This is a genomic window from Halovenus amylolytica, from assembly GCA_004015825.1.
GTDB classification, from domain to species: domain Archaea; phylum Halobacteriota; class Halobacteria; order Halobacteriales; family Haloarculaceae; genus Halovenus; species Halovenus amylolytica.
Map to the genome: position 1 here is coordinate 140,628 of SAYS01000005.1, position 18,346 is coordinate 158,973.

16 protein-coding genes are annotated in these 18,346 nt (G+C 61.9%); 7 read left to right on the top strand and 9 right to left on the bottom strand.

The window, feature by feature from the left end:
- The first annotated feature begins 2 nt into the window (after positions 1–2).
- Complete coding sequence (locus EOW68_RS05450) at positions 3–833, top strand: potassium channel family protein (RefSeq protein ID WP_128224145.1); 831 nt, start codon at positions 3–5, stop codon at positions 831–833.
- Here the strand turns inward: EOW68_RS05450 and nadC are convergent.
- The 4 genes from nadC to EOW68_RS05470 form a co-directional block, all read right to left on the bottom strand.
- Positions 809–1,618: a carboxylating nicotinate-nucleotide diphosphorylase gene (nadC, locus tag EOW68_RS05455; protein WP_128224146.1), complete on the bottom strand. Its 810-nt coding sequence runs from the start codon at positions 1,616–1,618 to the stop codon at positions 809–811. The two genes, EOW68_RS05450 and nadC, sit on opposite strands and share 25 nt — an antisense overlap.
- A 1-nt stretch (position 1,619) precedes the next feature.
- Positions 1,620–3,128, bottom strand: a complete 1,509-nt coding sequence (locus EOW68_RS05460) for an L-aspartate oxidase (protein ID WP_128224147.1) — start codon at positions 3,126–3,128, stop codon at positions 1,620–1,622.
- 2 nt (positions 3,129–3,130) lie between these two features.
- Entirely contained in the window at positions 3,131–4,252 is a 1,122-nt protein-coding gene (gene nadA, locus EOW68_RS05465) for a quinolinate synthase NadA (RefSeq protein WP_431358760.1), read from the bottom strand.
- 318 nt (positions 4,253–4,570) lie between these two features.
- Positions 4,571–6,286 (bottom strand): radical SAM protein, encoded by a 1,716-nt coding sequence (locus EOW68_RS05470; RefSeq protein WP_128224149.1) that lies wholly within the window; start codon positions 6,284–6,286, stop codon positions 4,571–4,573.
- A gap of 117 nt (positions 6,287–6,403) precedes the next feature.
- Here EOW68_RS05470 and EOW68_RS05475 point away from each other — a divergent pair, with 117 nt between their 5' ends.
- The 3 genes from EOW68_RS05475 (at position 6,404) to EOW68_RS05485 (ending at position 9,415) form a co-directional block, all read left to right on the top strand.
- On the top strand, positions 6,404–7,645 hold the full coding sequence (locus EOW68_RS05475; protein WP_128224150.1) for a DUF7405 family protein: 1,242 nt from the start codon (positions 6,404–6,406) through the stop codon (positions 7,643–7,645).
- A gap of 2 nt (positions 7,646–7,647) precedes the next feature.
- Positions 7,648–8,796 (top strand): twin-arginine translocation signal domain-containing protein, encoded by a 1,149-nt coding sequence (locus tag EOW68_RS05480; RefSeq protein ID WP_128224151.1) that lies wholly within the window; start codon positions 7,648–7,650, stop codon positions 8,794–8,796.
- Between the two features lie 82 nt (positions 8,797–8,878).
- Positions 8,879–9,415 (top strand): hypothetical protein, encoded by a 537-nt coding sequence (locus EOW68_RS05485; protein WP_128224152.1) that lies wholly within the window; start codon positions 8,879–8,881, stop codon positions 9,413–9,415.
- On the opposite strand, the gene EOW68_RS05490 is transcribed toward EOW68_RS05485, so the two are convergent.
- The gene (locus tag EOW68_RS05490; RefSeq protein ID WP_128224153.1) at positions 9,416–9,841 is read right to left on the bottom strand and encodes an FAD synthase family protein; all 426 of its coding nucleotides are present in this window, start codon (positions 9,839–9,841) and stop codon (positions 9,416–9,418) included.
- A 208-nt stretch (positions 9,842–10,049) separates the two neighbouring features.
- Between EOW68_RS05490 and han the strand changes: the two genes are divergently transcribed.
- The gene (gene han, locus EOW68_RS05495) at positions 10,050–11,957 is read left to right on the top strand and encodes a Hef-associated nuclease (RefSeq protein WP_128224154.1); all 1,908 of its coding nucleotides are present in this window, start codon (positions 10,050–10,052) and stop codon (positions 11,955–11,957) included.
- A gap of 39 nt (positions 11,958–11,996) precedes the next feature.
- Here the strand turns inward: han and EOW68_RS05500 are convergent, their stop codons facing one another.
- The 4 genes from EOW68_RS05500 to EOW68_RS05515 form a co-directional block, all read right to left on the bottom strand.
- Positions 11,997–12,668, bottom strand: a complete 672-nt coding sequence (locus EOW68_RS05500; RefSeq protein ID WP_128224155.1) for a DUF4382 domain-containing protein — start codon at positions 12,666–12,668, stop codon at positions 11,997–11,999.
- Positions 12,669–12,717: 49 nt separating this feature from the next.
- A complete protein-coding gene (locus EOW68_RS05505; RefSeq protein ID WP_128224156.1) occupies positions 12,718–13,308 on the bottom strand; it encodes a hypothetical protein in 591 nt (196 codons plus the stop codon).
- A gap of 192 nt (positions 13,309–13,500) precedes the next feature.
- On the bottom strand, positions 13,501–15,138 hold the full coding sequence (locus EOW68_RS05510) for a phospholipase D-like domain-containing protein (protein WP_128224157.1): 1,638 nt from the start codon (positions 15,136–15,138) through the stop codon (positions 13,501–13,503).
- A gap of 24 nt (positions 15,139–15,162) precedes the next feature.
- The gene (locus EOW68_RS05515; protein ID WP_431358761.1) at positions 15,163–15,996 is read right to left on the bottom strand and encodes an endonuclease III domain-containing protein; all 834 of its coding nucleotides are present in this window, start codon (positions 15,994–15,996) and stop codon (positions 15,163–15,165) included.
- Positions 15,997–16,126: 130 nt separating this feature from the next.
- On the opposite strand from EOW68_RS05515, the gene EOW68_RS05520 reads away from it, so the two are divergent.
- Both EOW68_RS05520 and EOW68_RS05525 read left to right on the top strand, forming a co-directional pair.
- Complete coding sequence (locus tag EOW68_RS05520) at positions 16,127–17,107, top strand: polymer-forming cytoskeletal protein (RefSeq protein WP_128224158.1); 981 nt, start codon at positions 16,127–16,129, stop codon at positions 17,105–17,107.
- A 47-nt stretch (positions 17,108–17,154) separates the two neighbouring features.
- Positions 17,155–18,336, top strand: coding sequence for a redox-regulated ATPase YchF (locus EOW68_RS05525; RefSeq protein WP_128224159.1), 1,182 nt, complete (start codon positions 17,155–17,157; stop codon positions 18,334–18,336).
- Positions 18,337–18,346: the final 10 nt, after the last annotated feature.

Below are 18,346 nucleotides of genomic sequence, written 5' to 3' on the forward strand. Positions count from 1 at the left end.
AGATGGTTCGACCAGTTATCGACCGGATTGCGTTTTTACTGCGTGACCAGGAGACCCATGCAGGTCGTACCACCAACGCAGTGCTGTACTTTCTCAACGGTATCTTCGTCCTCCTGTACATTCTCTCGACGTACGATTTTTCCCAACTGCTCCTGTCAATCATCCACGGGCTCGAACTGGGTCTCGGTTTCCTTTTTCTCGGCGAGTACGTCATTCGAGTGTACTCCGCCGACAGCTGGGTTGCAGAGATCACGAACCCCTACACGATCATCGACCTGCTCGCCGTCCTCCCCGTGTTCGCCTCACCGGGATTCGAAGCCGGCTTTCTCCGTGGGTTTCACACACTCCGTGTCTTCCGGTTCCTCCGCCTGCTCGTCGACGAACAGCAGCTATTCGGGCAGAAACTGAAGATCCGCACGATCCGCCGGATCGAACTCTCGACGACGATCTTTCTCATTTTCTTCACGACGACCGGCTTCATCTACGCGTTCGAAGCGCCGACGAACAGTGGAATCGAGAACTTCGGTGATGCCTTCTACTACACGGTGATCGCTGTTTCGACTGTCGGTTTTGGTGACATCATTCCGACGACAGTGGCCGGGCGGTGGGTGACGATCACCGCTGTGCTCGTCGGTTTTATTCTCATCCCCTGGCAGGCGACCCGACTACGAGAAGCATCGAACGAAGCCGAGACCTGCCCCCGCTGTGGGCAGGCAGTCGGCAAAAAAGATCGCTACTGTCGCCAGTGTAGTTTCGACCTCACCGAAGAGAACGAACAGCCCGACACCGACTCTGGACAGCCCGAGAATCAGTCGCCGGTCCGGAACGAGTAATCGAGCGTCTCTGCGGAGTGTGTCAGCGACCCCATCGAGATGACGTCGACCCCGGTATCTGCGTACGCTGGCACCGCCTCGACTGTGATCCCGCCGCTGGCCTCCGCCAGTGTGTCCTCGGGGAGCAACGCGACGCCACGTCCGGTCGCTGCCGGCGAGAGGTTGTCGAAGAGAACGATATCTGCACCGGCCTCCGCTGCTCGCTTGCCATCTTCCGGACGCTCGACTTCGACCTCGATTTTGGTCGCAAAGGAGACACGGTCCTGGAAGTGAGCAACGGCGTTGTCCATCCCCATCTCTTCGATGTGGTTGTCTTTGACCATCACCATATGCGAGAGATCGAGGCGGTGGGTGTCGCCACCACCGGCGACGATGGCGCGTTTCTCGATCCCGCGCAGTCCCGGCGTGGTCTTCCGCGTGCCCGCAATTGCGACATCGTCGCTCACCTCGCGGGCAGCGTCGACGGCGTCACGGGTTCTCGTGGCAATTCCCGAGGCGTGCCCAGTTATGTTGACTGCGGCGCGCTCACCGCGGAGGACATCCCTGGCCAGCCCCTCGACTTCGAGCACCGTCTCGCCAGCCTCGATTCGCGTTCCATCGTCGTGAGACTCCTCGATAGAGACGTCCAGATACTCGAAGACCGCACGCGCGGCGTCGAGTCCTGCCACGACGCCGTCCTCTTTCGCGACGAGGCGGCCACTCGTCGTCCCGGGGACTTGATTCGTTACGTCGTGGTGGCCCAGATCCTCCTGGAGCCACCGTTCGATCTGCTGATCCGGAATCATTCTACTGTTTTGCTGATTCCGGACTCGGAGTGATCTCGCTGTCGTCGACCAGGTAGTGACAGCCAACGGACTGCTCGTTTTCGGCCGCAGCCCGGCTGATCAACAGGGACACGATCGACGCGGAGCGGAGTTCGTACAGCGACCGGGAGGTTCGGGTCCTGACGTAGGCGTCGACCTCGCCTTTGAGTCGCCGGAGGACTCCCTGTGCACGCTTGAGGCCGCTCGGCGTGCGCTCGATCCCGACCATCTCGTCCATCACGCGCCGGAGCCGGCGGAATTTATCTTTGGCGAAAGTTGCCGGCAGGTCCGGATCACGTTCGAGCAGCTCCGGTGGCTCGATGGGTTCGACCGGGTTGCCCGCCGCGTCTTCACCCGCACGCTGTCCCCAGACGAGGCCTTCGAGCAGGGATGTGCTCGCGAGGCGGTTCGCACCGTGGACACCAGTTCTGGAACACTCACCGACTGCGTACAGTTTGTCCAGTGTCGTTCGCCCCCACTCGTCGACGGCAATCCCCCCACAGAGGAAGTGCTGTGCCGGTGCGATCGAAATGCCTGCCGTCCAGTCGACGTCGTGTTGCTCGCATTTGGCGGCGAGATCCGGGAACTCCGTCTCGAAATCGAGACCGGAAACGTCGAGTGTGACCTCGCCGGTCCGGTCGCGCTCTGTCGTGACCGCGCGCGCGACGACATCCCGGGGCGCGAGTTCCGCATCCTCGTGATAGTCGGGCATGAACCGCTCACCGTCTCCATTTCGGAGGATGCCACCCTCGCCACGGACGGCCTCGCTGACGAGGAACGTCCCAGTGTCAGTGTGACAGGCCGTCGGGTGGAACTGGACGTACTCCATATCGTCGACGTCCGCACCGGCGAGTGCTGCCATCGCGATTCCGTCGCCGGTCGCACTCGGTGGGTTCGTCGAACGCGGATACAGCGCGCCGATACCACCCGTTGCGAGGACCGTCGACCCAGCGAACGTCGGTGCCCACTCACCGTCGTGTTCCAGGAGTGCACCGTGAACACGGCCCTCGTGGCGGATCAGTTCCAGCGCTGCGGTGTCTTCGAGAATAGTTACGTCGGTCTCGTCGGCGACGTAGTTCAGGAAGGGGACGTGGATGTGTTTCCCCGTCTCGGCGTTGACGTGCAATATTCGGGCCTGGTCGTGGGCCGCCTCCTGGCCGTAATCGAACTCCTCGCCGTTCGTATCGAACTCGATCCCGACGGTGTCGACCAGGACGTCTCTGACCGTCTCCGTCGCATTCTCGACGAGTAGCTCGATGGCCGCTTCGTCTGCGGTGCCGGCCGAGGCTTCGAGGATGTCCTGTTCGAACTGTTCGGGATCGTCGCGAGTGATCGCGATGCCACCCTGCGCCCACCACGTCGACGCCTCTTCCGGCCGTCTGGCCTTCGTCGCGAGCCTGACGTCTGCGCCAGCCTCCTCGGCGGCGAGTGCTGCCGAGAGGCCCGCGATTCCTGCGCCGACGACCAAGACGTCTGTTTCGGTGCGTTCCATGGTTAGATCTCCAGCATTCGATCGAGTGCGACCTGTGCGAGTTCTTTCTCCTCGGGGGCAACCTCGATCACGTTGCGCTCCCGGCCCTCGACGAGTTCTTCGAGGACCCACACCAGATAGTTCGGATCGATCTGGCGCATCGCGTTACAGTCCATACAGGCGTCGCCACAGAGTGGGACGACGTTGACCTCCGGATGCCACCGCCTGAGGTGGTTCGTGAGGTGGATCTCGGTGCCGATCGCCCACGTCTCGCCGGGCTCTGCGTTCTCGACGACCTCACAGATCGTCGAGGTGGAGCCGGAGACGTCTGCGGCTTCGACGACCTCGCGACGACACTCGGGATGGACGACGACGTTCGCGTCCGGGTGTTCGTCTCTGATCTGCTCGATGTGTTCGACGCGGAACCGCTCGTGGACCTGGCAGTAGCCTTCCCAGAGGATGATGTCGTGTTCGGCGGCCTTGCTGGCCTCCGCGCTCTCGGGGTCCCACGGGTCCCACTCGACGATCTCGTCTTCCATCCCGAGGCGGTGTGCGGTGTTCTCGCCGAGGTGTTTGTCGGGCAAGAAGAGCACTTTGTCACCTTTGTCGAAGGCGTACTCGAAGGCCTTGTGAGCGTTCGAGGACGTACAGACCAGGCCACCCTGCTCGGCGCAGAACGCCTTCAGATCTGCGTAGGAGTTCATGTACGTGATCGGGATAATATTCTCGTCAGTTTCGGCCGTGATCTCCGCCCAGGCGTCGTCGACCTGGAGCGCTTCGGCCATCCCTGCCATCGGGCAGGAGGCTTCCATGCTCGGCAGGATCACCGTCTGGTCGTCGTCGGTGATGATATCAGCCGACTCTGCCATGAAGGTCACACCGCCGAAAATGACGTATTTCGCGTCGGCGTTTGCTGCCTCCTTGCTCAGCTGATAGGAGTCGCCGATGAAATCGGCGTGCTCGACGATCTCCTTACGCTGGTAGTTGTGGCCCAGAATGACGACATCGTCACCGAGTGTCTCGATTGCCTCCTCGGTCCGTCGCCGGCGCTCGTCTTCCTCTAGCTCGCGGTACTGGGGCGGCAACTGCTCCAGATTGTCGTATTTGAACAGGCTCAGGTCGGTCTCGAACGTCGCGGTTTCCATCTCGGGCACCCTATGTCACCTTGTAACTATTCTTTGAAACTGCACTTTGAAAAAATTTTGTATTCAATCACGGGTTAGAGAGTGAATAAGTCTCCGAACCTCCCGATTTATCGACTTAAAACGTTCAATAAATGTTCACACAAACGGGAGTTTTCCGCCCAGTGTTCATTTTGACCGAGGCAATTTAGATATCTCCAGGGAATCTTCGGCAACGGTTACAAACTCTGCCAATTGTTCTCGAATTCCGTGAGAACGCTGTGCCTGGTCGTCGTACACAGGATCCGGTGACAGGAACGCGCTGTGTGACCGGCCAGCCTGTCAGTCGCCTGCTCTAGACCGATCGACAGTCGCGAACTCGTCCAGCGTCCCAACTGAAGGAACCGACTCGTACGGCCGGTCGACGACGATATCACCGGCAGTCTGGCTTCCCACACCCGGAATCGCCTGCAGTTCGTCCATCGAAGCCTTGTTGACATCCAGCGGGTAGGGGACGCCGGTTACCGACCGGTAGCCGTGGTCGGTGATCGCAACGTCTATGATCTCACCAAGTGACCGTTCACCCGGAACTGCGACGAGGAGGGGGTAGGTCCCGAGCTGTCGGCCGAAGGTCCGGCCGCCCTCGTGGTATTCGAGATGAACATCTTCGAGGATCGTACCAGGTGGAGCGACCCGTTCGAGCATCGGGTTGTCGATCTCTTCGCGGACGTCCTGTTTGTACTGCTTGAACAGCTTCTTGTGGTCGTGGGCGATCTCGGCACCCGTCTCGGACATCTCGGTCCCCTCGAAGGCCATCACCTGCCGGATGTTGATCCGGCGGACCATCAAGCCAGCATCGTAGACGCGCTGCAGAAAGTCCATGTTGTGCTCGAATGTCTCCCTGCGCTCGCCCTGTAGTCCGTGCAGCAGGTTGATCCCCGGCAGGAGTTTTGGGAGCCGGTTCGCAGACTCGTCGCCGAACTGCGGGGCGTTCGATCTGTCCTCCCCCGGTCGCCAGCCGGCCTCTTCGTTGACAATCTTCACCGCGCGGAAACACTCGTCGGCGGTGACGTTGAGGTTGTTTTGCTCCTGGACGAGCGGGTCGGCAGACTCCAGCCCGAACGCGGCTGTGTCACCGGGCGTGTTGTGTTCGGCGATGATCCGGATCGCCTCCCGTGACTCCTCGGGCCAGCGGACGATCGTCACCGGGTTCATGTTGTCGAGATGTAGCGTCCGGAGGTCGGGGACTGCTTCCCTGATTCCGCCGTATAGCTGCCGGAGTGCCTCCGGATTCGGGGATTCACCGTCGCCACCGTACGCGAGAATATCGGCCTGTCGTCCCAGCCGGAAGTCTCGGACGCCGCGCTCCGCGAGTGCGGAGACCTCGCCAACGACGGAGTCGGGCGTGCGGAAACTCGGATCTGCACCGTACAGTGGCTCCGTACAGAACGAGCAGCGGTACGGACAGCCACGCGAGGTCTCCATCTCGCAGATCAGATACTCGGGGTGGTTCGGGTGTTGCTCGACGACGAAGGCACCGTCCTGTGCCCAGCGGGTGATCTCCTCGTTGTCCCGCATCCGGTTGCCAAAGCCCTCCATGCCGCCGTGGACCAGATCGTAGGCCGCAGCCTCGACGTCGCCTTTGGCGACGAAATCGTAGTCCAGGTCGTCGCGTTCGGTTTCAGTTGCGCCTTCGTTCGAGTCACCGACGCCGAAGCGGACCGGGCCACCCATCAGCGTCGTGCCGTCTGCGGCCCAGGCGAGTCGTTTGACTTCCTCGGGTTCGGCGGGCGTGCCGCCGACGTACTTGCCGGGGACGGTCATCCCCCCGACGTAGATCATGAGATCCGCAGCTTCGACGTCGAGCCAGCGTTCCTGCTCGTCGCGCAAGCCGTCGATAGTGTGGTAGGTGATCTGTGACTCGGGGACGCCAGCGTCGACGAGCGCGCCGGCGACGTAGCGGGGATACGTCGAGATATACGGCGGGACGCCGAAATGTGCCGGCTCGTCGACGTAGCCGTCGACGATCGTAACGTCGAGTGTCGCCGGATCTTGCATGACTCCCCCTACTTCGTCGAGGCTGAAAACGATGTCTACTGCCTTGCGTCGGGTTCCCTGGGTCCACAGAGGATCGTACCAGAATAACAAAAAAGAGAGCGTGTCTATATATTGTCGATGGAACTGCCAGATCCCGATACCCTCCCCAGACGGGATTACCTGCGGGGACTGGTCGCTGCCGGTGGCACGGCCGCACTGGCAGCCTGTCTCGACACTGTCGACGAGGAGACTGTCCCGACGGGCACCCCAGACGAACGGCCGTCACGACAACACGCATGGAACGACGTACTCGACAGAGACGAGGCCGGGAACAGCCGACCCCCAGAACACCACGTCCTGCTCGCGCTGGATCTGGCCGGCGTTCCCGACGAGGCCGACCGAGAGCGAGTCGAAACCGCCTTTCGATCCCTGGAACGAGCCTACGCCTACGATCCTGATGGATTACTCTTCACCGTCGGCTACGGTTCGTCGTATTTCGAGCAGATCGGTACCGAGCCACCGATCCCACAGCCGACTGCGATCACGAGTTCCGAAGATCCCGAACTCGACGAGTTCGACACGCTCGTCCACCTCGCGAGTAATAATCCGGAGGTCGTTCTCGAAGCCGAGGAAGCGCTGCTCGGTGAGGGAACTGAACCGAACGGAGTCGAGATGGACGCCACGCTGGAAGGTGTCTTCGAACGCGGTCAGCCCCGCCGGACCGGATTCGTCGGCGAAGGTCTGCCGGCACAGTACACCGAGATGGACGCAGTCCCCGACTCGGTCCCCGAAGACGCACCCTTCTTTATGGGATTCAAAAGCGGTTTCGCGAACAGTCAGGCTCCGGAAGATCGAGTTACGATCCAGGACGGTCCCTACGAGGGCGGGACGACCACACACGTCGAGTCACTTGACCTGCAGCTACGGACCTGGTTCGAACAGGACGATCACTTCCTGCGTGTGGCCCAGCTTTTCAGCCCGGAGCACGCGGAGCAGGATCTCGTTCCCGGCATCGGCGAGGAACTCGGTGCGTCGACGGGGATCGAGCAGTTCGTCGATCGGACTGCCGAAGACGCAGCCGATGGCCTCGTCGGTCACGCACAGAAGGCCGCTCGCGCCCGTGACGAGGACGGCACCCCACCACTGCTCCGGCGGGATTTCAACACGGTCGACGGTGATTTTCCGGGCGTCCATTTCCTGGTTCACCAGCGGAGCGTCGCCGACTTCGTCCGCGTACGCGAGGCGATGGCCGGCGCTGATCTCGCCGGCAGCGGGGTCGGCCAGTCCCACAACAACGGTATCCTGCAGTACATTTTCGTCAACCGACGGGGAAACTTCCTCGTTCCGCCACGAAGACAGCGATCTCTGCCGAGACAGTAACTATGTTCGAAGACAGTACACAGAGAGAGGCGTCGACAAATCGGGTGTCACGGCGAGGATTTCTCGCCACAGCAACAGCCGCGGCAGTCGGGCTGGCGGGCTGTCTCGGTTCGGACGGGACAGAGTCCGGACCGAACGACGACGGCGACTCGACAGACGGGGGAGAGCCCCCGACCGCCAGCACGTCCCAGATCGAGGACCCACCAGATGCGGTGTACCTGCCGTCACACAGATCACCGGTTACCATGCTGGATCCGATCCAGGCGGGGGAGTACATGCTCCTGCCACACCACACCCTCCAGCACCAGTTCTGGCTGATGCGGGGCAACGACGACGAGCCAGAACAGACGGATCCGAGGGGGAGAGGGCTGCATTTCATGTTCGCAGTCTGGGACGCCGAGACCGGGAAGATGCTGCCAGTCGATATCGGGCTGGGAATGACGATTCGGCGCGAGGGTCAGCAGATCGACCGTCGCCAGCCCTGGCCGATGATCTCACAGGAGATGGGGTTTCACTTCGGAGACAACATCCAGTTCCCGGAATCTGGCGGCTACGACGTCGAGGTGGATCTGAATCCGATCGACACCCGCAAAACCGGTGCGTTCAGCGACCGCTTCGAAGAGGGCGCGACGGCCGAATTTCGCTTCGAGTACGACACGGACCTCGTCATAACGGCGGCAGACGAGGTCGAGTATCTCGACGAGAAGCGGTGGGGTGAACCCGGAGCGCTCGAACCGATGGGGCACGGAGATGGGATGGGTGGCATGGCTCCGGGGGTCGGTCTGCCGGCCGCGGAGTCGTACCCGGGCACCGATCTGGGTGTGCCGCGCAGTGGTGAGGCGGATTTCGTCGTCCGACAGCTCGGCTCTTCACGGCTGGCAGACGGTGACGACTACCTGTTCGTCTCGCCGCGGACCCCGTACAACCGGGTCCCGTTGCCCGATATGTCCCTCTCGGTCGAGGGGGACGTCGAGGGATCGCTGACACAGACACTCGACAGCGAGCTGGGGCATCACTACGGCCTGACTGCCGACCTCGCAGGCGGCGACACGTTCGATATCGTCGTCGAAACGCCGCCACAGGTCGCACGACACCAGGGGTACGAGACGACCTTCATCGATATGCCGCCGGTGACGGTGGAGGTGTCCTGATCGTGTCGAGGGCTGCGGTCTTGCGGACTGTCCGTCAAACCGGGAAACAAACGACCGCGATCAGCGACTACGGCCAACCAAGATGGAAATAGATCGGCGGCAGTATCTACTCGGGCTGGGTGGAGTGGGAACAGTGTCACTCGCCGGCTGTAGCAACGGAGGTGGCGGCGACGACGAGACGACCTCCGACGAGCCAGACGAGGAGGTCTACGAGGGGCTACGCATCGACGGGGAGGTGATGAGCCCGGCCTTTCCGGTCGAGTTCTACGAGCGGGGGACCGAAAACAGAGTGGCCCAGATCCACTGGCACGGGGACGGCGGCGAGTGGCACCAGGCCCCACTCGAGATCCCGACCGGCAGCCGCGAGCAGTACGATATCTGGATCCTGGATCCGGATCTCGACGAGATTCCATCCGGGGAGGGGACGAAATTCCAGTTCGAAATCGAACCGACCGAGGAGACGCCGGAGGGGTTGCTCGCGGTCGAGACGTCGGACGGAGTCGCAACGATCGAAGGGCTCGAAAAAGGAGCGGGCGAACTGATCGTCCACATCCTCAGTGATGGAGAACAGATCTGGCGTTCGCCACCGCTATCGTTCGAAGTCGGCACACCGGAGTGATCAGGTTCGTGTCGCGAGGATCCGGTCGATTATCTGGCCCGTCGAGAGGAGTTCGTCCTCATCCGCAGACCGTCCGCTGGCCCGTCGGACCGCACAGTCGACGCCGCGCTCTGCCAGTTGTGTCTCGATGGCCTCGGCGTCGTGGTGCTGATCGTGACCGAGCACGATCACGTCGGGATCGATCTCCTCGATCGGGACGAAAATGTCGGATGGATGTCCCAGTCGGGCGTGGTCGACCGGCTCCAGCGCTTCGACCATTTCGACACGCTGGGCAGCGGGGACGACCGGATCGGGTTTGTGGGTGACGTTGTTTTCGCGGGCGACGATCACGTGTAATCTGTCGCCCATCGACTTCGCTTCCTGCAGATAGTGGACGTGCCCGGGATGCAGGATATCGAACGTCCCCTGTGCGACGACTCGCCTCATCGCCAGTCACCCCGTTGTCCACCGCGGGGACGGTTTCCGTCGAACGTGGTAGTGACTGTGGTGATAAAGACGGTACCGGGACAGCAAGAGGCTCCCATTGGAGGAAATCGGGACTGCCGCCTTCTAAGCATTCCGGATATCGCCTATCGCCAGGTTACCCAGGGACATATCGAAGCTTAAAAACCATCAAGCGCCGTACGATGACAACATGTCTACACCCAATGGTACCGGGGATGACGGTACCGACTTCGATAGTTCCACCACGATCGTCTTCGATCTTGATTCACAGTGTACGATAGACGACATCGAGGAAGGAAGCAGGTATCACGCAACAGTCAACGGTGTCGTCGAGTACGGCATCTTCGTCGACGCGTCGGAGAACGTGTCCGGCCTCGTCCACAGCTCGAATCTCGTCGGCAGTTACGACGTCGGTGACGAACTGATCGTCGAACTCGACGACGTCCGTGAGGATGGCGACGTCAGTTTCGTCGAAGTACAGGTCGCAGAGTACGAAACCCGCCAGGTCGGTCCCGGCACGGAAGCAGCGGGCGATCTCGACGAGCTCGTCGGCGAACAGGTGTTCGTCGAAGGACAGGTCGTCCAGATCAAACAGACCGGCGGCCCGACGATCTTCCAGGTTCGTACCGGCAACCGGGTCATCCCCTGTGCTGCCTTCGAAGAGGCCGGCATCCGGGCGTTCCCCGAGATCGAGCTCGACGACACTGTTCGTGTCTCTGGCACACTCGAATCCCGGGAGTCGTACCGACAGCTCGAAGTCGACCAGATTACAGCGCTCTCCGACGAGGAGCGAGTCGAGGCGGACACAGAGCTGGCAGCGAGCAAGGCAGAGACGACCGAAATTCCGGATATCGAGCCACTCGTCGAGTGGCCAGCCTTCGAGAAGCTCTGGGACGATCTCGAAGCGGTCGCCCAGCGACTCCGCGAGACGGTGCTCTCCGGTCGACCGATCCGGATTCGCCACCACGCTGACGGTGACGGCCTCTGTGCCAGCGTTCCCCTGCAGTACGCCCTCGAACGGTTCATCAGCGAGACGTGGGAGGACCCAGAGGCACCGCGGCACCTGCTCAAACGTCTACCGAGCAAAGCGCCGTTTTACGAACTCGAAGACGTCACGCGGGATCTGAACTTCGCGCTGGAAAATCAGACCCGTCACGGCCAGAAGCTCCCCCTCTTTTTGATGCTCGACAACGGAAGCACGGAGGAGGACACCCCAGCGTACCGGAATCTGGCCCACTACGACGTGCCGATTCTCGTGGTCGACCACCACCACCCGGATCCGGAGGCTGTCGAAGGACTCGTCGAACAACACGTCAACCCATATCTCTACGACGAGGATTACCGGATCACCACGGGGATGATGTGTGTCGAGGTCGCCCGGATGATCGATCCCGAGATCACAGAGGAACTCCATCACGTCCCGGCAGTCGCGGGCATCTCGGATCGCTCCGAGAGCGAGGCGATGGACGACTATCTCGCACTGGCCGAGGGGAAAGGCTACGAGAAGGTCCGACTCCGTGATATCGGTGAGGCGCTCGACTACGCGACCTACTGGCTGAAATACAACGACGGCCGCGAGTTCGTCAACGATCTGCTGAACGTGAACTGCGACGACCGCGACCGTCACGAGCGGGTCGTCGATCTGCTGACCGAGCGAGCAAAACGGGACGTCGACCACCAGCTGGAGGCTGCGATGCAACACGTCACCGAAGAGAGTCTCGACAACGGCGCACGCCTGTTCCGGATCGACGTCGAACGCCACGCCCGACGGTTCACCTACCCCGCACCAGGCAAGACGACCGGCAAGATCCACGACAAGAAGGTCGAAGAGACCGGTGACCCGGTGATTACGATCGGCTTCGGGCCGGACTTCGCCGTGTTACGCTCCGATGGCGTCCGTCTGGATATCCCGCAGATGGTCGCAGAGCTGAAAGAGGAGGTTCCAGGCGGCGGCGTCAGCGGTGGCGGACACCTCGTCGTCGGCTCGATCAAGTTCGTCAAGGGGATGCGAGAGGAGGTCATCGACGTGCTCGTCGACAAGATGGCCGACGCTGCGATCGACGAAGAACTCGGGAGTTCGGCCGTAATTCCCGAATAAAAGCGAGCTGTCTGGAGGGTTCGGCGGGGCTCGGTTTCGCTACTGTTCGCTGTCGGACGATTCGTTATCGCCAGTGTCTGCTTCTTCGTCAACGGTTGTCTCGTACTCGACAGCGATTCCCTGGGCCACTGGCTGCAGGATGTAGCCGCCTGACTGTCCACGCTTGACCGGGGTGAAGTCGGCGGTGAACGAGGTCACCGTATCGGCCCGGATTTCGAAGGCTGCGTTGAACGTTAGCGGTGCCTCACCGGGTACCTCGACCGTCGCCGACTCGCCACCGTCGAGTGTCGCGTCGATGCCGTCCGTATCGAGTTGTACGTACTCGTACGCTCCAACGTCGAGTTCCCGTTCGTCGACGAGTTGGGTACTCTCGCCCTGGAGTTGGACCAGGTCCGCTTCCTGTGGTTCGTCGTACTCGTAGTACTCCCGGCTCCCGTCGCCGTTCGCTTCTTCGGCATCGGGGTCGTCAGTTTCGTTGTCTTCAGCATCGGAGTCGGCTTCCGCCTCCTCGGTTCCCAGCCACATGCCGACGATCGTGACGACGCAGGACTCGAAGTCCGCGATGTCACCGGGCTGGTCTGTTACGTTCGTCGCGAGTGTTCCTGTTTCTGTCCCCGAGCCGTCGCTTCCGGAACAGCCGGCGAGGCCGACTGCACCGGCAGCGGCGACTCCGGCGAGATACGTCCGTCTATCGAGTGTTGAATCAGTCATGGTAGTCGATAATTAATTACGTGATGAACGGATGGGTATTCCGATCGTGTTACGCGTCTGCCTCGGTGTCGTCACCGTCTTCGGTCTCCTCGTTGTCTCCGTCTTCGTCGCTATCTTCCGACGCGTCACCATCGTCCGTCTCGTCTTCGGTCTCGTCCGCGTCGTCCATCGCGTCGTTTTTGGCCTGTTCGTCCTCGTCGGCCTCATCAGCATCTGCCTGCTCGTCTGCCTCGTCGTCGCCGTCCGAGAGCATCTCGCTCAGGGACTCGCCGAGGTTCTCGACGGAGCCATCGAGGAAGGAGTTGATGGTCTCGTGGATCTGAGTGACGTGGTCAGGGACCTGGTCCGGAAGCCCGCCGCTCGGACCTGCGTTGCCGGCTCGGTTGTCAGCAGCATCCGACTGATCGGCAGCAGCGTCAGGCCGCTGGTCAGCTCCCGGCCGGTTCTCACGGGCGTCCGTGCGTTCGTCACTGTGGTCTTCTTCAGCTGCGGTCTCGTTCGTTTCGTCTGCGTTTGTCTGGTCAGGCGTCTGTGCAGTATCATTCGCTGCGTCTGCGGGCGCGGCCGCTCCGACTCCGGCCACGGCGCCCAGCAGCAGTGCCGATGCGACGGCGATCGTCAGCAGTTTTTGTGCGCTCATTGCATCCGGTGCTGGGTGAGACAGCCACATAAGAGGGAAATACCCTACAGCCGGATTCAGGCCGTTTTGGCGATCTACAGCCCGATTTAAGCCGATTTTAGCCGGATTTTTTCGGCTTTCGGGACAGTTCGCGGGCCCTCGACAGGGACAGCCGGGTGCCCGCTCCGAACGGTGATAGCGCGCGGCGATTCGCTATGAACTCGGCTGGAACTCTAGCCGACTCGCAGCGAGGATCGCGAGCACCCCGACGAACAGTCCACCGAGCGCGAGTCCGGCAGGAAGTCGCCGCTGATTGTCAGCCGACCAGTCTGAATCGAACACGTCGCCGAAGTAAGCTGCGGCCGACTCGCTCTGGATCAGGAGCGCGACCTCACGATTTTCTCTTACCGAGTTGTTGTTCCAGTTGAGACTCCCCAGGAGGACCTGCTCGTCGTCGACGATCATCCCCTTGGCGTGGATTTTCTCGAATGCGCCGTTTGGATCTACAAGCCGAACCTCCAGCGGGAGATCCTCGGCAGCAGCCTGCTCTTCGAGCCAGCGTTCGAGCTGTCTGTTCTCTTCTTCGACGTACCAGCTACTCCCGAGCAAGATCCGGACATCGACGCCACCCCGGGCAGCGTCGAGGACGGCCTGCAGGAAGGGGAGTCCCCTATTGCCGATCCGAACCTGCTTGATGTCGAGAGATTCGTTGGCACTGTCGATCGTCTCCAGAATCCGCCCTTCGGCGTTATCGGGCGCGAGCAGTAGTTCTGTCCGGTCGACAGGGAGCGATTCGACGGTAAACTTCGAGGGGTAGGTGTCCTTGGATCGCTCGTCGTCGACGAGCGTCGGATCGTCGAACTCCTGCCAGGAAACCGTATCGACCCAGCCAGAGTCGGCCCGGAACGTCCCGACGAGTTCGGAGACGATCGGCTGCTGGTCCGTGATGACCGCCCAGCCACGACTCGACTGGCCACCGAGACCTGCCGGCTTCCAGTTCTCTGTCGTCACGAGCGCACGGTCGTCGACGATAGCGTATTTCGCGTGATGGAACCGGTACCGTGCCCGCTCGCCGCCGAGAACGCGGACCTCGATGCCGGCTCGTGTGAGTTCGTCCAGTGACGCGGCCATCGCACCGCTCATCCCGCCGACTGGGGAGCCGTCCACGAGTACCTCAACCGTGACATCCCGGTCGGCTACGTCGATGAGGGTCTCGACGACTCGCTGCGAGGAGAGGGTGTAGCCTGCAAGGAGGATGCGCTCCTGTCCCTGTTCGACGAATTCGAGAGCCCGGTCCGGTTCGTCCGGGAGGACGAACGCTTCGACGGTTCCACCCTTTGCGGTGATGGTGGCGCGATCGGTTGCGCCGAGCGGCGACCATCCCTCGTCTGCTGTGTCGTACAGTTCGCCTTCGATAGCTCGGTCGTAGGTGGCGGTATCGACGACGGTGTCGTCTCGAAGCAAACGGACTGTCTCTCCAGTATTCGCAAGTCGCAATCGGTCGGGGATCTGTCGGACTGTTCGATTGGTGACCCGCGCTGTTGTATTGGGATCCGTAGAAAACGTGACTAATCGATTCTTGGAGTGTTTTGCTGTGACGTTGCTGACCGCCAGCGGGACCGCTGTCTCTCCGTCTGTGAGTGTGTACTCGCTCGGATCGGTGCCCTCGGTGAACTGGACTGTGACGAACTCACCCGCATCGTCGTCTGCGACTGGATTCGGATACAGTTCGACGATTGCCGGCTCTTCAGTCGGCTGGTTGGATTGCTGTGGAGCGTGTGCCGTCGCTGTGGGAGCCAGACCGACCCCGAGGACGGCGACTACCGCGATAGCGACTACGAGCGAGCGCACGCGGTAAGTTGGTCGCGTGTTCCCTCATAAACCCTCACCCTCTTCGGCGGGGTCGATCACAGTCCCTTCGATTGGATCGACACCGACCTGATCGCACAGTTCCGCGAGCGGGCAGGCCTCGGGATCGTCGAGACACGCGGGCTTGCGTGCAGAACAGTACTCCCGGCCGAACTGGATCATCGCAGTGTGTCCGAAGCCACATTTCTCTTCGGGCACAGCCGCTTCGAGTGCTTCGCGGACGTTCTCGTGGTCCGCATCAGGGGACGCGAGACCCATTCGGCGAGCGATCCGATGGACGTGGGTATCTACCGGGAAGACACCACCGCGGCCACCGGCAAAGAGCAGGACACAGTCCGCGGTTTTCGGCCCGACACCGTCGATCGAGAGCAGTGTCTCGCGCACGGTCGCGGGATCCTCGCCGGTGACGAACTCCTCGAACGCCGCCGCGGAGCCGTACTCGTCGAGCACCCGCTGTGCTGCACCGATAATCTTCGTCGCCTTCTGGTTGTACAGCCCCGCGGATCTGATCGTTTCGACGAGTTCGCTGTGCTCGGCAGCAGCGAGAGACTCCGCGAGGTCACCATCTTCGGAATCGAACCGTTCGAGCAGCGACTCGTGAGCGGGTTTGCTCGCCGTGTCGCTCGTGTTCTGACTCAGAATCGTCCGAACGAGACACTCGAAGGCAGCGCGGCCGCCGAAGGTCTCCTGCCAGTTGCTCACCTCGGCGTCGGTCTCGATGACAGCGCCACGGTTCTGGGGAAACAACATGAACTCCTCGGGATCGAGATTGTCGTGATACAACAGCCCCAGCGCGTCCACGACGGCCTCCGCCCGTGTCTCTGCAGCTACCTCACTCATTGTTCGATAACTGGGGTTTCGGAAGCTTAGGGGCTTGGGTTCACGTGTCCGGAGTTTCCGTCAGCCAGACGTCAGACGCCCGTCAGACGTTCCCTCGGGCTTTAATACGCCCGAAAACAGTCTTATTGGTGTGCCGACGTTTCGTTCAGACCCCCTCGACGAGCTCGTGATTCCGGACGGAATCCACGTCGAGGAGCACGACCTGGTGACCGAGGGTGACGTGATCATCGGGAGTCAAAGTACGGTCGGCTTCGGCGTCCGCGCGGCGAACGTCATCGCCGGCGAACGTGTCGATTTCGGCGGCCACATCGAAGCCGAGGGCGACTGCCGGCTCGATACCTGGTGTGAGGTGGCCGACAACGTCCTCGTCGGAGATGATGCCTACCTCGGCGAGCGAATCAAGATCGGGGGGGGCCTTCGCGTTGCCGGCGACCTGGACATCGGCGACGACGTCGAGATCGAAGAAGGATTCGACGCGAACGGCCGAATCATCATCCGCGATCCGATGCCGACGATCGTCTTCCTCTTCATGTATCTCTCGCAACTGCTCCGAATCGGCAAGGAGGAAGCCGCCGAGCAGCTCGTCGAATCGCTCGTCGACGAAAAAAACGACCAAAAGCCAGTGTTGATTCCGAAGGGCAGTCGCGTCAGCGACGACGCCTGGCAGGTTTCGACACCCGGCCGGATCGGCGACAACTGTCGACTCCACGGAAACATCCGTGCCCAGTCGCTCGTCGTCGGCCGGAAAAACGAGATTTTCGGTAGTCTCCGAGCGCGCGAGGGGATTACAGTTGGTGCCGAGACCGACGTCACCGGCAACGTGACGACCCGTGAAGGAACGGTCCGGATCGGGCCGGAGGCCCGAATCCGTGGCGACGTCTCCGGTGAGTACGTCGAAGTCCACCGCGAGGCAACCGTCGAAGGCGGCATCCGAGCCAGCGAGGAGATGTCGATGGTCTCCGAGCCAGTCATCGACGACGCTGTGGTTCCCGAGTCGTCGGGGCGCGAGGTAGCCGACGAGGAGCCAGCGCAGGCAGACCAGCCATCGACCGACGATGGCGCAGACGGGAAACCGGAGTCCGAGGAGCCAGCCGAGGCCGGCGGTGACTGACTCCCGAGAACCGAAAAACCATTTCCTCGGCGGTTGAAAGGTAGCCTATGCTCTCTATTGCACTCGCTGGCAAACCCAACGCCGGGAAATCTACCTTTTATACGGCGGCGACGATGGCCGAGGTCGACGTCGGGAACTATCCGTTCACGACGATCGACGCCAACCGAGGGGTCAGCTACGCGCGCACGGAGTGTCCCTGTCTCGACCGCGACCAGCGCTGTGACAGCGACAACTGCGAGGACGGCAAACGCTACGTCCCGGTCGAACTGTACGACGTGGCTGGACTTGTTCCCGGCGCACACGAGGGTCGCGGGCTGGGCAACCAGTTTCTGGACGAACTGACCGACGCCGACGCGATCTTGCACGTCGTCGATGCTTCCGGAGGGACCAACGAAGAGGGTGAACCCGTCGAGGTCGGTGAACACGACCCGGTCGAAGATCTGGATTTCATCGAAGAAGAGATGGATCGCTGGATCGCCTCGATCGTCGAACGCAACTGGGAGTCCGTCGAGCGCCAGTCGCGCTCACCCGGCTTCGATATCGACGACGCACTCGGCGAGATGCTGACCGGCGTCGGCGCGACTGAGGCAGACATCGCACTCGTCCTCCGAAATATAGCGTACCCAGACGACCCCCGAGAGTGGACCGACGAACTGAAGCGATCACTCGCGAGTGATCTCCGCGAGCAGACCAAGCCGCTGATCGTGGTCGCGAACAAGGCCGACATCGCCCCCGAGGGGAACATCGACCGTTTGCGCGAGGCAGCGGACGTCGTTATTCCGACGAGTGCAGATGGCGAACTCGCGCTCCGCCGCGGAGCACAGGCAGGACTCGTCGACTACGACCCCGGAGACCCGGGATTTACCGTCAGCGACGATGTCAGCGATCAGCAACGCGAGGGGCTGGAGCAAGTCAGGAACGTTATCGAGGACTGGGGCGGTACCGGCGTCCAGCAGGCTCTCGACACCGTGGTCTACGACGTTCTCGACCACCTGACAGCCTACCCGGTCGAAAACGAGACGAAGTGGACCGACAGCAAGGGGCGGATGCTCCCGGATGCACACCTCCTGCCGACCGGCTCGACACCGCTGGATCTGGCCTACGCCGTCCACTCCGATATCGGCGAGGGGTATCTCCACGCCGTCGACGCCCGGGAGAACCGCCGGATCGGCGAGGATCACGAACTCGAAGAGGGAGACGTGATCAAGATCGTAAGTACCGCGAACTGAGCGCAACAGG

Bases quoted from the DNA above. Each gene is read 5' to 3' on its own strand.
- EOW68_RS05450 (WP_128224145.1), top strand. From the start codon at position 3: ATGGTTCGACCAGTTATCGACCGGATTGCGTTTTTACTGCGTGACCAG.
- nadC (WP_128224146.1), bottom strand. From the start codon at position 1,618: ATGATTCCGGATCAGCAGATCGAACGGTGGCTCCAGGAGGATCTGGGC.
- EOW68_RS05460 (WP_128224147.1), bottom strand. From the start codon at position 3,128: ATGGAACGCACCGAAACAGACGTCTTGGTCGTCGGCGCAGGAATCGCG.
- nadA (WP_431358760.1), bottom strand. From the start codon at position 4,252: ATGGAAACCGCGACGTTCGAGACCGACCTGAGCCTGTTCAAATACGAC.
- EOW68_RS05470 (WP_128224149.1), bottom strand. From the start codon at position 6,286: ATGCAAGATCCGGCGACACTCGACGTTACGATCGTCGACGGCTACGTC.
- EOW68_RS05475 (WP_128224150.1), top strand. From the start codon at position 6,404: ATGGAACTGCCAGATCCCGATACCCTCCCCAGACGGGATTACCTGCGG.
- EOW68_RS05480 (WP_128224151.1), top strand. From the start codon at position 7,648: ATGTTCGAAGACAGTACACAGAGAGAGGCGTCGACAAATCGGGTGTCA.
- EOW68_RS05485 (WP_128224152.1), top strand. From the start codon at position 8,879: ATGGAAATAGATCGGCGGCAGTATCTACTCGGGCTGGGTGGAGTGGGA.
- EOW68_RS05490 (WP_128224153.1), bottom strand. From the start codon at position 9,841: ATGAGGCGAGTCGTCGCACAGGGGACGTTCGATATCCTGCATCCCGGG.
- han (WP_128224154.1), top strand. From the start codon at position 10,050: ATGTCTACACCCAATGGTACCGGGGATGACGGTACCGACTTCGATAGT.
- EOW68_RS05500 (WP_128224155.1), bottom strand. From the start codon at position 12,668: ATGACTGATTCAACACTCGATAGACGGACGTATCTCGCCGGAGTCGCC.
- EOW68_RS05505 (WP_128224156.1), bottom strand. From the start codon at position 13,308: ATGAGCGCACAAAAACTGCTGACGATCGCCGTCGCATCGGCACTGCTG.
- EOW68_RS05515 (WP_431358761.1), bottom strand. From the start codon at position 15,996: ATGAGTGAGGTAGCTGCAGAGACACGGGCGGAGGCCGTCGTGGACGCG.
- EOW68_RS05525 (WP_128224159.1), top strand. From the start codon at position 17,155: ATGCTCTCTATTGCACTCGCTGGCAAACCCAACGCCGGGAAATCTACC.